Here is a 13,778-nt window from a genome sequence, read left to right as displayed (position 1 = left end):
GTTCACTAATACTGAAACAAGTTACTGTTCGTTCGAACGAACAGTTTTGCGAAGGGAACCTGATGACTTCTCGAACCGACCACGATCTCGCCCCCGGTCTTGTCGACCAGGTTGCGAGTCTGGCCTCGGGCGCCACCTCGTCCGTCGCGGCCACCGAGGCAACGCTGAGCCGGATCGAGGCCACTCAGCCTCACCTCAATGCGTTCAAGATCGTGCGGGGAGAGAAGGCACTCGAGGAAGCTGCCGAGGCCGACAGACGTCTCGCACGCGGCGAGCGTCTGCCGCTGCTCGGTGTGCCGATCGCAGTGAAGGACGACGTCGACATCACCGGCGAACCCACGGCCTTCGGTTGCCCTGGCGATTTCCCGGCCAAGACCGAGGACTCGGAGATGATTCGACGCCTCCGCGACGCCGGCGCAGTGATCGTGGGCAAGACCAACAGTCCGGAATTGGGCCAGTGGCCGCTCACGAGCGGTTCAGCCTTCGGTTACACGCGCAATCCGTGGTCGCGTCACCACACTCCAGGCGGATCGTCGGGCGGCACCGCCGCGGCCGTCGCCGCCGGATTGGTCAGCGCCGGAATCGGTTCCGACGGTGCCGGTTCCATCCGAATCCCTGCGGCCTGGACCAACCTCGTCGGAATCAAACCGCAGCGCGGGCGCATCTCAACCTGGCCCGACGCCGAAGCGTTCTACGGCCTGACGGTCAACGGACCGCTCGCTCGCACCGTCGCCGACGCGGCACTGCTGCTCGACGTCGCTGCCGGCAACCATGACGGCGACCTCCACAAGCCGACACCGGTCACCGTCAGCGACGCGGTGGGACGCGACCCCGGAAAACTGAAAATCGCGCTTTCCCTTCGCAATCCGTTCACCGCAACTCCCGTGAAGCTGGACCCGGAAGTGCGCCTGGCCGTGCATTCGATCGCCGACACGCTGCGGGAACTCGGACACCACGTCGTCGTCGACGATCCCGCATACGGCCTGATCTTCGGCCTGAACTTTCTGCCCCGCTCACTCGTCGGGGTCCACGACTGGCTCGGACGCGTTCCCGACCCGAAACTGGTCGATGCCAGAACACGCGGAAATGCCCAGAACGGCAAGCTACTTCGCGGCGCACCTCTGCGCGCGGCCCGCGCGGCCGAGCCACGGATGCGAAAGCGGATCGGAGCGATCTTCGACACCTACGACGTCGTCCTGGCACCCACGACTGCAACTCCACCGATCATGGCGACCGCGATCGACGGCATCGGTGGCTGGGACACAGACAAGGTCATGACCGGCGCCTGCCCGTACGCGTGGCCGTGGAACGTCCTCGGCTGGCCCTCGGTCAACGTACCGGCCGGATTCAGCAACACCGGCCTTCCCATCGGTGCGCAGTTGATGGGCAACGAGAACACCGAACCTCTGTTGGTCTCCCTCGCTTCACAATTGGAATCGGTCCTGCGTTGGGATCAGGTCCGCCCCGAGCCGTGGTGGTGACTCGATGAGTAACCGGGACGTCCGCGCGCGAATACTCGACGCCGTTCTGCACGTCGTCGGTACCGACGGCATCCCGGGTGTGAGCAACCGGCGCATCGCCGCGCAGGCCGGCGTCTCACTCGGATCGATCACGTATCACTTCGCCAGCCAGTCGGACATGCTGCGGGCCGCGCTGTCTCGTTTCGTGACCGACGAGACGACGCGCCTGCGCGCCTTGGCCGAGGAGTACCGCGACAAAGGTCTGAGCGTCGAGGACGCCGCGGCAATAGCCGAAAAGGTGACGCGAGATCTTTCGTTCTCGGCCGAGCGGATCGCGCCGTTCGAGATGTACATCGCCGCCGGGCGCGACCACGAACTCCACGAAGTCGCCGTCGAATGCTTCGCCGCCTACGACGATTTGACCGTCACGATTCTGACGGCACTCGGTGTACCTGATCCGGAGTCGATTGCATCGACGCTCGTCGCCGTCATCACCGGCCTCCAACTCCGACGCCTGGCCACCGGCGTCGACGAGCAGGACATCGGCGCGGCGATCCTCAGGGTCCTCCGGCCCTAGAAGCCCAGCCGGCCGAGCTGCTTCGGGTCGCGCTGCCAGTCCTTGGCGACCTTGACGTGCAGCTCCAGGAAGATCCGCACACCGAGCAGCTTCTCGATCTGCAGGCGCGCACTGGTACCGACTTCCCGCAGACGCGCCCCGCCCTTACCGATGACGATGCCCTTCTGACTGGGCCGCTCGACGTAGAGCAACGCATGCACGTCGAGCATCTCGCCCTGCTTCTCGGTGCGACCCTCACGCGGGATGACCTCCTCGATCACCACAGCCAGAGAGTGCGGCAATTCTTCGCCGAGCCCCTCGAGCGCAGCCTCGCGGATCAGTTCGGCCATGAGCACCTCTTCGGGCTCGTCCGTCAATTCGCCGTCCGGGTAGAAGGCCGGGCCCTCGTCCATCAGACCGGCGAGGACGTCGACCAGGATCTCGACCTGTTCACCCGACTTCGCGGACACCGGAACGACCTCGGATTCGGGGCCGAGCAGGGTGGACAGCGCGAGCAACTGCTTTCCGACGGCGTCGCGGCTGACCTTGTCGATCTTGGTCACGATGCCGACAAGCTTGGTCTTGGGCGCCATCTGACGGACCTGCTGCACGATCCAGCGGTCTCCGGGCCCGATGGCCTCGTCAGCCGGGATGCACAGGCAGATGACGTCGACCTCGGAGTACGTGTCGCGAACCAGGTCATTGAGGCGCTGCCCGAGCAAAGTGCGGGGCTTGTGCAGTCCAGGGGTGTCGACCAGGATCAGCTGCGCATGCTCGCGGTGAACGATGCCGCGAATCGTGTGGCGCGTCGTCTGCGGGCGCGAGGACGTGATCGCGATCTTGCTGCCGACCAACGCGTTGGTCAGCGTGGACTTGCCCGTATTGGGTCGACCCACGAAACACACGAAGCCTGACCGGAATTCGTTCTTGCTCATAACTGCTCCTCGCTGAACTCTCGCTCAGTCATCGGTGTCTTCTGTCTCTTCGTCTTCGGACGGCGGGATGCGCTGCACGAACACCGTGCTGATGCGTACCCGGCCTCGGCCCGTATTGGTTCCCTCGCCGCGCAGGATCAAACCGTCGTACTCCACTTCGGAACCGGGAAGTGGCACTCGGCCGAGTACGTATCCGATCAGCCCGCCGACGGTCTCCACCTCGTCGAGTTCGAGTTCGAGATCGAACAATTCACCGAGGTCTTCGATGGGAAGTCTCGCGGATACGCGGAACATTCCGTCACCGAGATCCTCGATGGGCGGCGTCTCGTCCTCGTCGTACTCGTCGGCGATCTCACCGACGATCTCTTCGATGACGTCCTCGATCGTGACGAGCCCGGCGATTCCGCCGTACTCGTCGACGAGTATCGCCATGTGGTTGCGGTCGCGCTGCATCTCGGCCAGCAAGCTGTCGAGCGGCTTCGAGTCGGGAACGAAGACGGCGGGCCGCATGACGTCGCAGACGTTGACGTTCCGGCCGCCGTCGGGCAGGTGGTAGGTCTGCTTGACCAGATCCTTGAGGTAGACGACACCGAGCACGTCGTCGACGTTCTCCCCGATGACCGGCAGGCGCGAGTGACCACTGCGGACGGCCAACGACGTCGCCTGCCCGGCATTCTTGTCGTTCTCGATCCACACCATGTCGGTGCGGGGCACCATCACCTCGCGCGCCGACGTGTCTCCGAGTTCGAAGACGGACTGGATCATTCGGCGTTCTTCGTCGGCCACGACGCCGCGTTCCTGCGCCATGTCCACGAGTTCACGCAACTCGATTTCCGACGCGAACGGGCCGTTGCGGAAGCCCTTACCCGGGGTCAATGCGTTACCCACGAGGATCAGGACGCGACTGATCGGCCCGAGCAGAACCCCGATCCACAGCAGTGGCAGCGACGCGGCCATCGCGATGGAGTACGCATGTTGGCGCCCAAGCGTTCTCGGTCCGACGCCGATGACCACGTACGAGACGAGAACCATGATCACCGCGGTGACGGTCAGTGCCCAGCCCAGCGAGAGGACGTCGATCAGGCCGCCCACGAGTACGACGGTGGCCGTGATCTCGCACAAAATGCGAAGCAGGACCATCAGATTCACGTATCGCGGACGATCGGTCAGAATGCGTTGCACTCGCGCGGCGCCGGCTCGCTCTTCCTTTGCCATCTCGTCGATCCGCGCCGACGAAATGGTGTTGAGCGCCGAGTCGACGGCCGCGAACACACCACCGACCGGGACAAGAGCAATCGCCAGAACAAAGAGCGCTATGGCGCTACTCACTACAGAACCCCCGGATAACTGTTATCGGTCCACTCCGTCGACGAAACCGGTCTTGCCGAGCAGCTTCTGATCGCGTTCGGCCAGTGCTGCTTCGCGGTCGATACGGCGAAGGTCTTCGTACCACTCTTCGAGGAGGCTGTTCTGCAAGCCGAACATCTCCTTCTCCTCTTCCGGCTCCGCATGGTCGTAGCCGAGAAGGTGCAACACACCGTGGACGGTCAGGAGGGCAAGTTCGTGAGCCAGTGAATGCCCGGCCTTGTCAGCCTGATCCGCGGCAAAAGACGGACACAGCACGATGTCGCCGAGCATCGACGGCCCCGGCTCGGGGGAATCGGGACGGCCACCAGGCTCGAGTTCGTCCATCGGGAACGACATGACGTCGGTCGGGCCCGGCAGGTCCATCCAGCGAACGTGCAGATCCGCCATCGTCGCGGAGTCGACGAGAACCATCGACAGCTCGGCCGCCGGATGGACATCCATCCGAGCGATCACGAAACGGGCAACGCTGATCAACTCCGGTTCGGAGATGTCCATGCCCGATTCGTTCGAGACCTCGATGCTCATGTGCGACGCTCTTTCCTGGGAAAAGTAGGGGTTGATGCGTCGCTCAGCCTACCGTCGCGGCGAATGAGCATGTGCAGCGCGGCGCTGCGCACGGTTTCCGACCGCCAACTCGCCGGACCGATCCGATTCGTGACGCTCGTAAGCGTCGACGATGTGAGAGACCAGCCGATGACGTACGACGTCGCTGCTGTCGAGAGTGGCGAAATGAATATCGTCGATCCCGGTGAGGATTTCGGATGCCGCGCGCAGACCCGAACGGGCCCCGCCCGGCAGATCGACCTGGGTCACGTCTCCGGTGACCACGATTTTGGAACCGAACCCGAGGCGGGTCAGGAACATCTTCATCTGCTCGGCCGTGGTGTTCTGCGCTTCGTCCAAGATGATGAAGGCGTCGTTGAGCGTCCGGCCACGCATGTAGGCGAGCGGAGCGACCTCGATGACTCCGGCCTGCATCAACTTCGGAATCGCCTCGGGATCCATCATGTCGTGCAATGCGTCGTGCAGCGGGCGGAGATACGGATCGATCTTCTCGTGCAGCGTGCCGGGCAGAAAGCCCAGTCGCTCCCCGGCCTCGACTGCCGGCCTGGTCAAGATGATCCGAGAGACCTGCTTGGCCTGCAACGCCTGAACGGCCTTGGCCATGGCGAGGTAGGTCTTGCCGGTACCGGCCGGGCCGACTCCGAACACGATGGTGTTCTCGTCGATGGCGTCGACGTAGCGTTTCTGGTTGAGGGTCTTCGGCCGAATCGTCTTGCCCCGACGCGAAAGAATGTCGAGGGAGAGCACCTCGGCCGGAGACTCGCCGACCTCGTTGGTGAGCATGCCGATGGTTCGTCGAACAGCGTCCGGGGCAATGGGCTGCCCCCGACCGGCCAGCGACGCCAATTCACTGAACACACGTTCTGCCAGCGCCACGTCTGCAGCCGTCCCCGACAAGGAGATGGTTCCGCCACGTACATGAATGTCGGCACGAAGCTCACGTTCGATCGCGGTGAGATTCTCGTCCGTCGCCCCCAGGATTTGACGCACGGTCTCCGGCGCCAGATCCATACTCGAACGGACGGTGCGCTCTGCGGGCAGAGCGCGCTCGGTGATGGTGGTTACACGGTTCCCGTCGAGTTCACTGTGTTCACTCACGTGGTGAATATGGCCTGCTTTCTGGTCCGATCAGCCCACTCGACTCGTGAGCCTCGATACTTCGAAGTCTAGCGCCAGAGTCGGACACGGCCCACTTGTTAATCGTCCCGGCCTAATCCTCGCGGCGACCGGACGGCAGCGATTCGCGGATCCACTCCGACGCTTCGGCGACGATCTCGGAGCTTCTGTCCGGACTGATACCCGCGATGACCAGGCACACGGCGGCAAAGGATTCGCCCGAGTCCGTGATGAGCCCACTGTTGGCCTGATCGAACAAAGTGATCGTGATCGCCTCGGTCATCGCTACCAGAGTCTCGGCCGGCAGGTATTTCGAGAAGGTTCCGTCACGCTGACCGCGCTCGACGACGCTGATACTCACGGCGCGCGCGGGCTCCATCAGATCGAGAATCCGCTGCTCCCCCAACTCTTTGCGAGCAAAGCTGAGCAGCATCCGGAAGCGATCACCGACCGGCCATGACAGCAATGCCAGTACGGCAGTCGCCAGATCCGGGCGCTCGGGCGGCTCGCCGGCTTGGCTCAGCGCAGCTACGAGATCGGTCGACGCCTCGTCCACGATGCCGTTGATCAGCGCCTCTCGGCTGTCGAAATGCGCGTACACGGTTCGCCTGACCACACCGGCGGCCTTTGCGACGTCGTCCATGCTCGCATCCGGATCAGCAGCGAACGCCGTGATCGCCGCCTCGATGATGCGATTGCGATTGGCCGCGGCCTGACTACGACGCTGCCGTCCGCCCGATTCGGCAGTTCCCGAAACGACTGTGCCCGAATGCGTCAACGCGCGTTCCACCTCTTTCGACTGCCCAACTGTGATCTAGGTCAATCATAGTTGCACATCGGTGTGCAAGTTATTAACTTACACATCAGTGTGCAAATAGATCGAGGAGTGTCTTCGATCATCAGGAACGGAGTCGCGTCATGACGACACTCATGAGCAAACCTGTCTCGGAGATGGACCAGCCGTACTCACGGCGGTGGGCCGCGCTCGGGGTGTTGTGCCTGAGTCTGCTGATCGTCGTGATGGCGAATACCGCGCTGATCGTCGCGGCGCCGGACATGACCAGAGACCTCGGCCTCACCAGCACGCAACTTCAATGGGTCATCGACGGCTACACCGTCCCCTACGCCGCATTGATGCTGCTGTTCGGCGTGATCGGTGACAAGTACAGTCGCCGCGGCGCACTTCTCGCCGGACTCGCCGTGTTCGCCGGCGGCGCCGTCTTCGGCAGCATCGCGGACACCACCAACGCCGTCATCGCGGCACGAATGATCATGGGCGTCGGCGCCGCGATCATCATGCCCGCGACGCTTTCGCTTCTGGTCGCTACCTTTCCCAAAGCGGAGCGATCACGCGCCATCGCGGCGTGGGCGGCGACGTCGGGTCTCGCGATTGCACTCGGTCCGCTGTTGGCCGGATGGATTCTCGACAGTCATTCCTGGAGCATCACTTTCCTGATCAACGTCCCGATCGCCGCAGTCGCTGCCGTCGCCGCCGTAATTCTGGTGCCGCCGAGCAAGGCCGAGCACCTGGGCCGGATCGACTGGATCGGCGGCGCACTCTCGGTGGTCACCATCGGCTCGCTCGTGTACTCGATCATCAACGGATTCCACTTCGGGTGGACCGGCGGACCCATCGGTGCCGCGGTACTCGCTGCGATCGGCCTCGTCTCGTTCGTCGTCTGGGAACTGCGTCACCCGCAGCCACTGCTCGACGTCCGTAAGCTCGGCCAGCGCATGGTCGGCGGCGCGACGCTCGCCGTACTTCTGCTGTTCCTGGCCGCCTTCGGCGCCATCTACTTCATCTCACAGCAGTTCCAGTTCATCCTCGGCTACGGCGCACTCGAAACCGGTGTTCGTTTGCTGCCCTTGGCAATTGCCGTTTCGATCGGCGCCGTTGTCAGTGGGCGGATCACTCCGCTGATCGGCGTCCGGGCGTCCATCGTCGGCGGCATGGTGGTCGCCGCGATCGGCGTTCTGATTCTCACGCAGGTCGACGGCGATTCGGGCTACTGGATGTTCGCAGTCCCACTGATCCTGCTCGGCCTGGGCATCGGTCTCAGCGAACCGCCGGCCACCGACGCCATCATGGACAACTTCTCCGAGGACGATCTCGGTGCTGCGGGTGGCCTCAACGACACCGCCATCGAACTCGGCGGCTCGCTGGGTATCGCGATCCTCGGCTCGATCCTCGCTGCGAGCTACAAGGATTCGATTGCCGGATTCATCGATGGAATGCAGGTTCCGCAGTTGACGGGCGAACTTGCGCAACAGGCCGCGTACGCGATGGAGGTGTCGGGCGAATCCGTCGGCGGCGCTTCGTTGGTCGCCGAAGAGATGGCAGGCAACCCGTTGGCTGCAGCTCAGGCAGGGCCGTTGCTCGACGCCGCAGGCAGTGCCTACGCCGACGCGATTTCGGCGGCCAGTTGGGCGGGCGGTCTTGCACTGTTCGTGGGGGCAGTTGTCGTGGCGTTCATCCTGCCGGGCAAGAAGGCCCCTGTGGAAGTGGACCCCGCGTCAGTCTGACGTGCTCGGAGCCAGCGGGTCTTCGGCGAGAACCAACTCGCGGGAGACCCGCCACGACTCGGTCGAGGGTGAGAGAAATGCGTCGTGTCCTTCGCCCTCGATCACACGCAGTGCCACGGGATCACCAGCCGCTTCCGCGGCTTTCGCGTACCGGGAGCTCACCTTGGCCGGCACCTGCAGATCCTCCGCACCCGTGACGCACACAACGGGGACGCCGATCGGCAATCGATGCTGCGGCGACGCACTGCGATACAGATCCGGGTCCGCGTCGAACGGAACGCCGAACAGATCCTCGATGAAGCTGATCCGTCGTCCACGCTCGCCTGCCGACGCCAGATCGAGTGCGGCCGCCTGTGCGATGACCCGTTCAGGCCGGGTAAACGTGTCCTTCTCCCCCGCCAGCCACACTGCAAGATGTCCTCCGGCCGAATGCCCGAGCAAGCGAATCTGATTCAGATCCAATTCGGCCGAGGACTTCCCGGCAACCAGTCCGGGGATTTCGTCGTACGCCGTTTTCACGTCGGCGGACATCTCCGGCCAACCACCGCCCGCCCCGAGACGGCGGTATTCGATGTTCCACACCGCGACGCCGTGCCGCGCGAGTTCGACGGCAAATGCGGTGCCCAGAGTCAATCCGTACTGCCCGCTCCAGAAGCCGCCGTGGATCTGCATGACGACCGGGATCGGGCCGTCAGCGACTCCGTCGGGAACGTAGAGATGCCCGAACTGCTGCTCGTGTCGGCCGTACGGAATCTTGAATCGAGGCACCGAGGAAATCTATCTCAGGCGAGGGCGCTGCCTGCGGCCCAGTCTGCCCAGGAAAGGGTCCAGTCGCCGTTCTGCCACACCTCCAGCGGAGCGCCGCCGGTGTTCTTGATCTCGACGACATCTCCCGGCTGCGAGAAATCGAAGAACCATTTGGCATTGGCCGCACTGAGATTGAGGCAACCGTGCGAGGTGTCGGTGTTTCCCTGCGCCCAGACGGTGCTCTCCAACTCGTGAAGATAGATACCGTCGGTGCTGATGCGGGTGGCCCAGTTGATGGATTCCTTGTAGCCGAGGCGCGAGTTGATCGGCAGACCGTAGGTCGACGAATCCATGATGACGGGGTTGGCCTTGTCCATCACGGTGTACGTGCCGGGCTGGGTCCAGAACGAGAGCGTCGTGCCGCCGATCGTCTCGGTGCCGCCCATTCCCATCGAGGTCGGCATTTCCTTGATCACCTGACCGTTTTCGTAGACGGTCACCATCTTGGTGTTGTCGTCGGCGACCGAGACGTGGGAGTCGCCGATTTTGAAGGACACGGTGTCGTCCTGCTGGCCGTACAGTCCGTTGCCGAGCTGCTTGCCGTAGATGTTCGCATTCACCGAGACCGTCGTGCCTGGTGCGTAGTAGTTCTGCGGTCGCCAGTGAACGTTCTGACCGTCGACCCAGTACCACGATCCCTGTACGGGCGGATTGGTTGTGACCAGCAGAGACTTCTCGGCCGCGGCCTTGTCACCGATCAACTCGTCGAAATGAACGGCGACGACGGTGCCGACACCGTACGTGCCACCGTCCGATATCGAGGCGCCACCGGTGGTGTTGATGTACGCCCGGGTCTGGTTACTCGGCGCGACGGTGGTCAGCGTCGTGTTCTTGGTCGTGGCAACACCATTCGCGTCGACGACGTCGACGACCAGCTTGTAAGTCTTGCCGTATCCGAGTGGTTCGCTCGGTTTCCAGGACGTCTTGTCCGGCGTGGTGATACCGGCGACTTCCTTACCCTCGGGATTGGTCAGCGCGACGGTCGTCAGTGTTCCCTTCGCGACCTGGACCTCGATGGGGTCGAGTGGACTCACCGGAGTTCCGCCGTCCGCCGGTGTGACGGTGACGAGCGCCTCGCTGGTCGGGGTAGTGGTGACGGCGCTGCTGGAGGAACCCGTGTTGTCTCCGGTGGAGACCGTGCACCCCGCGACGAGCATCAACGCCGCCGCGGCACACACCGCTCCAACGATTCGCATATGCGCACGTGACAACATCTGGCCTCCTGAAATCCCCGAACCAACTCACGCCGAAGGCGACCCCCGACGTCCTTACGATAGTGCGCAAATCTGACACTTCGCTGAGCGCCGGATCCGATTCAGCTCGGGATCACAACAAGATCAGTGCAGTGGCCGTGGTCCCCAGCGATCGGTCAGCACTCCGATCGCGCCCAGAGCAACAGCCCCGGCGGTCGACGTGCGCAGGACCGTCGGGCCGAGAAGCACCGGAGTGGCCCCGGCCTCCGACAACGCGTTGATCTCCGAATCGTCCAGCCCACCTTCGGGACCGACAACCAGAAATACCTCGTCCGCGCTCGCCAGCGGCAAACCGGCCAACGGCGTCGTCGCCGATTCGTGAAGCACCGCAACCACAGCGCCGCGGGCAACGGCGTCACGAACCAACGCGATCACCGCCGGCGTCTTGTGCAGTTCCGCAATTTCCGGGACGAACGCGCGTCTGGACTGCTTTGCGGCAGACACTGCCGCACTTCGCCAGCGTGCGACGCCCTTGGCGAGCTTGGGGCCCTCCCACTTGGCGACACAACGCAAGGAATGCCACGGGATCACCGCGTCGATCCCCGCCTCGGTCGCCAGTTCGACGGCCAACTCGGAACGCTCGGCCTTGGGAAGTGCCTGAACGAGGGTCACCAACGGCTTGGGCTGCTCGAGAACCTGAACGTCACTGACCAACAGTTCCAGGCGGTCCTTGCCGACGCTCGTCACCTCGGCGTCGGCCACCCGGCCACGGCCGTCGGCCAACACCAATCGCTCACCGACGCCGATCCGGCGGACAGTGGCCGCGTGGCGACCCTCCTGTCCGTCCAGAACTGCGATTTCACCGACGCCGGGAACCGGGTCGAGAAAGAAGACCGTTGCGGCCACCGTCAGCGGCCGCTGAATGCTTCGCGAAGACGCGAGAACAATCCACCGCTGTTCTGCGAGGCCGTCGAGACAACCTCGGCCTCGTCACGATCGCGGAGCAGCTTGAATTCCTTGAGCAGCTTGGACTGCTTGTGATCGAGACGGCTCGGGATGACCACCTCGAGGTGAGCGTGCACGTCGCCGCGCACTCCCGACCGCAGTTTCGGCATGCCATGACCGCGAAGAACAGCAACGTGTCCGGGCTGGGTGCCTGGCTCGATGGTGATTTCCTTGGGGCCGTCGATGATGGTGTCGACGGTGACAGTCGTACCGAGCGCTGCGTCGACCATCGGAACGCGGATCGTGCAGTGCAGGTCTTCACCGTCTCGAACGAAGACGTCGTGCTGCTGCTCGACGATCTCGACGTAGAGGTCGCCGGGGTGTCCGCCGCCCGGGCCCACTTCACCCTGCGCGGTCAAACGGATGCGCATGCCACCGGCGACGCCCGCGGGAACCTTCACGGTGATGTCACGCTTGGCCCGAACTCGGCCGTCGCCGCCACACTTGTGGCAGGGATCCGGGATGGTCTCACCGGCACCGCGGCACGTCGGGCAGGGACGCGAGGTCATGACCTGACCGAGGAACGAGCGCTGGATGGACTGAACTTCGCCGGCACCGTTGCAGGTCTCACAGCGGACAGGCTTGGAGTCGCCGTTGGTTCCGGCTCCGGTGCAGCTGTCGCACAGAATGGCCGTCTCGACGGTCACGTGCTTGCTGACTCCCGTCGCACATTCTGCGAGGGTCAGCTTGGTGCGAAGCAACGAGTCGGCTCCGGGCTGAACGCGACCGCGCGGCCCACGACCTGCGCCGCCACCGCCGCCGAAGAATGCTTCGAAGACGTCGCCGAGGCCGCCGCCACCGAATCCGCCGCCGAAGCCACCACCGCCGCCACCACCGGACTCGAGCGGGTCTCCGCCGAGATCGACGATGCGACGCTTCTCCGGGTCGGTCAGGACCTCGTAGGCCGTCGAGATCTCCTTGAACTTGGCCTGCGCCGCCTCGTCAGGGTTGACGTCCGGGTGCAGTTCGCGTGCCAGCTTGCGGTAAGCGCGCTTGAGCTCCTGGTCTGTCGCGTTCTTGTCGACGCCGAGCAATCCGTAGTAATCCCGTGCCACGTTGAGTCTCTCGTCCTTCTCTTACTTCTAGGTTTTCCTCAGTCCTCGCGAGGAGGCGTGCCGACGAATGTCGACGTCCGTCATCGCTCGGAGAGAACTTCGCCGATGTATCTGGCAACGGCGGCAACCGATGCAATTGTTCCCGGATAGTCCATCCGAGTGGGTCCGAGCACACCGACACCACCGAAAACGGTACCGGCCGCGCCGTAGCCAGTCGAAATCACAGAGGTTCCGCGCATCTGTTCGACCTGCGTCTCTTCACCGATCTGAACGGTGACCGTGCCGGAGTTCTGCGTCGCAGCGAGCAGTTTGAGGACCACTACCTGCTCTTCCAGTGCTTCGAGCACAGCGCGCAGCGAACCGGGGAAGCCGGCCAGACCGGAGAAATCGGCGGCGTTGCGCGTGAGATTCGAGGTTCCGCCCAGAACGAGACGATCTTCCGGATGCTCGACCAGGGTCTCGACCAGAACCGTTGCCGAGCGGATCACGGCGTCGCGAAGGTCGGCCGGAGACTCGTCGGCCAGTTCCGCCACGGCAATCGACGCGGCGGCCAGGCGCTTTCCTTCCAGTGCTCCGCCGAGAAGCGTGCGCAACCGGGAAAGGTCTTCGTCTTCGAGGACGTCTCCGAGTTCGACGATTCGCTGATCGACGCGGCCGGAATCGGTGATGAGAACGAGAAGCAGGCGCGCCGGCGTCAAAGCGACCACCTCGAGGTGGCGAACCGACGACGCGGACAGCGACGGGTACTGGACAACCGCGACCTGACGGGTCAGTTGCGCGAGCAGTCGCACACCACGACGCAGAACGTCGTCGAGGTCGACACCCGACTCCAAGAACTCGAGGATCGCTCGACGCTCGGGCCCGGACATGGGCTTGACGTCGGCGATGCGATCGACGAATTCGCGGTATCCCTTGTCGGTGGGGACGCGGCCGGAACTGGTGTGCGGTTGGGCGATGTAGCCCTCGGCCTCGAGGAATGCCATGTCGTTGCGCACAGTGGCGCTCGACACTCCGAGGTTGTGACGCTCGACCAGTGCCTTGGATCCCACCGGGTCCTGGGTGGAGACGTAATCGGCCACGATTGCACGTAAGACCTCGAAACGCCTGTCGTCGGTACTCGACATCGTTGCCACCTCCGTTTCCTGAAAAGAACGAACGCCGACATTTACACATCGGTTTCCACTGGCAGTCTAATC

13 protein-coding genes are annotated in these 13,778 nt (G+C 63.9%); 3 read left to right on the top strand and 10 right to left on the bottom strand.

Annotation, left to right across the window (positions count from 1 at the left end; all coding sequences use genetic code 11):
- Positions 1–62: 62 nt before the first annotated feature.
- Both QRN54_RS23730 and QRN54_RS23725 read left to right on the top strand, forming a co-directional pair.
- Positions 63–1,481 carry an amidase gene (locus QRN54_RS23730; RefSeq protein WP_218694917.1) on the top strand — a complete coding sequence of 473 codons (1,419 nt, stop codon included), beginning with the start codon at positions 63–65 and terminating at the stop codon, positions 1,479–1,481.
- A 4-nt stretch (positions 1,482–1,485) separates the two neighbouring features.
- Positions 1,486–2,037 carry a TetR/AcrR family transcriptional regulator gene (locus QRN54_RS23725; protein ID WP_003944561.1) on the top strand — a complete coding sequence of 184 codons (552 nt, stop codon included), beginning with the start codon at positions 1,486–1,488 and terminating at the stop codon, positions 2,035–2,037.
- On the opposite strand, the gene era is transcribed toward QRN54_RS23725, so the two are convergent.
- The 5 genes from era to QRN54_RS23700 all read right to left on the bottom strand — a co-directional run bounded on the left by era (position 2,034) and on the right by QRN54_RS23700 (position 6,789).
- Entirely contained in the window at positions 2,034–2,951 is a 918-nt protein-coding gene (gene era, locus QRN54_RS23720) for a GTPase Era (RefSeq protein WP_003944451.1), read from the bottom strand. The two genes, QRN54_RS23725 and era, sit on opposite strands and share 4 nt — an antisense overlap.
- Before the next feature lie 24 nt (positions 2,952–2,975).
- A complete protein-coding gene (locus tag QRN54_RS23715; protein WP_003944509.1) occupies positions 2,976–4,280 on the bottom strand; it encodes a hemolysin family protein in 1,305 nt (434 codons plus the stop codon).
- 21 nt (positions 4,281–4,301) lie between these two features.
- Positions 4,302–4,844 carry an rRNA maturation RNase YbeY gene (gene ybeY / locus QRN54_RS23710; RefSeq protein ID WP_003944525.1) on the bottom strand — a complete coding sequence of 181 codons (543 nt, stop codon included), beginning with the start codon at positions 4,842–4,844 and terminating at the stop codon, positions 4,302–4,304.
- Positions 4,845–4,892: 48 nt separating this feature from the next.
- Positions 4,893–5,981 carry a PhoH family protein gene (locus QRN54_RS23705; protein WP_003944580.1) on the bottom strand — a complete coding sequence of 363 codons (1,089 nt, stop codon included), beginning with the start codon at positions 5,979–5,981 and terminating at the stop codon, positions 4,893–4,895.
- Between the two features lie 112 nt (positions 5,982–6,093).
- Positions 6,094–6,789, bottom strand: coding sequence for a TetR/AcrR family transcriptional regulator (locus QRN54_RS23700; RefSeq protein WP_007731067.1), 696 nt, complete (start codon positions 6,787–6,789; stop codon positions 6,094–6,096).
- A 128-nt stretch (positions 6,790–6,917) separates the two neighbouring features.
- Between QRN54_RS23700 and QRN54_RS23695 the strand changes: the two genes are divergently transcribed.
- Entirely contained in the window at positions 6,918–8,522 is a 1,605-nt protein-coding gene (locus QRN54_RS23695; RefSeq protein WP_054187677.1) for an MFS transporter, read from the top strand.
- On the opposite strand, the gene QRN54_RS23690 is transcribed toward QRN54_RS23695, so the two are convergent.
- The 5 genes from QRN54_RS23690 to hrcA form a co-directional block, all read right to left on the bottom strand.
- Complete coding sequence (locus tag QRN54_RS23690; protein ID WP_042924086.1) at positions 8,514–9,290, bottom strand: alpha/beta hydrolase family protein; 777 nt, start codon at positions 9,288–9,290, stop codon at positions 8,514–8,516. The genes QRN54_RS23695 and QRN54_RS23690 overlap by 9 nt on opposite strands.
- A 14-nt stretch (positions 9,291–9,304) precedes the next feature.
- Positions 9,305–10,543, bottom strand: a complete 1,239-nt coding sequence (locus tag QRN54_RS23685; protein WP_054187678.1) for a L,D-transpeptidase — start codon at positions 10,541–10,543, stop codon at positions 9,305–9,307.
- 123 nt (positions 10,544–10,666) lie between these two features.
- Complete coding sequence (locus QRN54_RS23680) at positions 10,667–11,428, bottom strand: 16S rRNA (uracil(1498)-N(3))-methyltransferase (protein WP_192712961.1); 762 nt, start codon at positions 11,426–11,428, stop codon at positions 10,667–10,669.
- A 2-nt stretch (positions 11,429–11,430) separates the two neighbouring features.
- Entirely contained in the window at positions 11,431–12,582 is a 1,152-nt protein-coding gene (dnaJ, locus tag QRN54_RS23675; protein WP_003944460.1) for a molecular chaperone DnaJ, read from the bottom strand.
- An 80-nt stretch (positions 12,583–12,662) separates the two neighbouring features.
- Complete coding sequence (gene hrcA / locus QRN54_RS23670; protein WP_003944583.1) at positions 12,663–13,706, bottom strand: heat-inducible transcriptional repressor HrcA; 1,044 nt, start codon at positions 13,704–13,706, stop codon at positions 12,663–12,665.
- Between the last annotated feature and the right edge of the window lie 72 nt (positions 13,707–13,778).

The sequence above is a fragment of the Rhodococcus sp. MEB032 genome (assembly GCF_030208925.1).
GTDB classification, from domain to species: domain Bacteria; phylum Actinomycetota; class Actinomycetes; order Mycobacteriales; family Mycobacteriaceae; genus Rhodococcus_F; species Rhodococcus_F qingshengii.
This window is presented reverse-complemented; position numbering and strand designations above follow the sequence as displayed.

Coding starts and splice junctions, on each gene's coding strand:
- QRN54_RS23730 (WP_218694917.1), top strand. CDS start 63: ATGACTTCTCGAACCGACCACGATCTCGCCCCCGGTCTTGTCGACCAG.
- QRN54_RS23725 (WP_003944561.1), top strand. CDS start 1,486: ATGAGTAACCGGGACGTCCGCGCGCGAATACTCGACGCCGTTCTGCAC.
- era (WP_003944451.1), bottom strand. CDS start 2,951: ATGAGCAAGAACGAATTCCGGTCAGGCTTCGTGTGTTTCGTGGGTCGA.
- ybeY (WP_003944525.1), bottom strand. CDS start 4,844: ATGAGCATCGAGGTCTCGAACGAATCGGGCATGGACATCTCCGAACCG.
- QRN54_RS23695 (WP_054187677.1), top strand. CDS start 6,918: ATGACGACACTCATGAGCAAACCTGTCTCGGAGATGGACCAGCCGTAC.
- QRN54_RS23685 (WP_054187678.1), bottom strand. CDS start 10,543: ATGTTGTCACGTGCGCATATGCGAATCGTTGGAGCGGTGTGTGCCGCG.
- hrcA (WP_003944583.1), bottom strand. CDS start 13,706: ATGTCGAGTACCGACGACAGGCGTTTCGAGGTCTTACGTGCAATCGTG.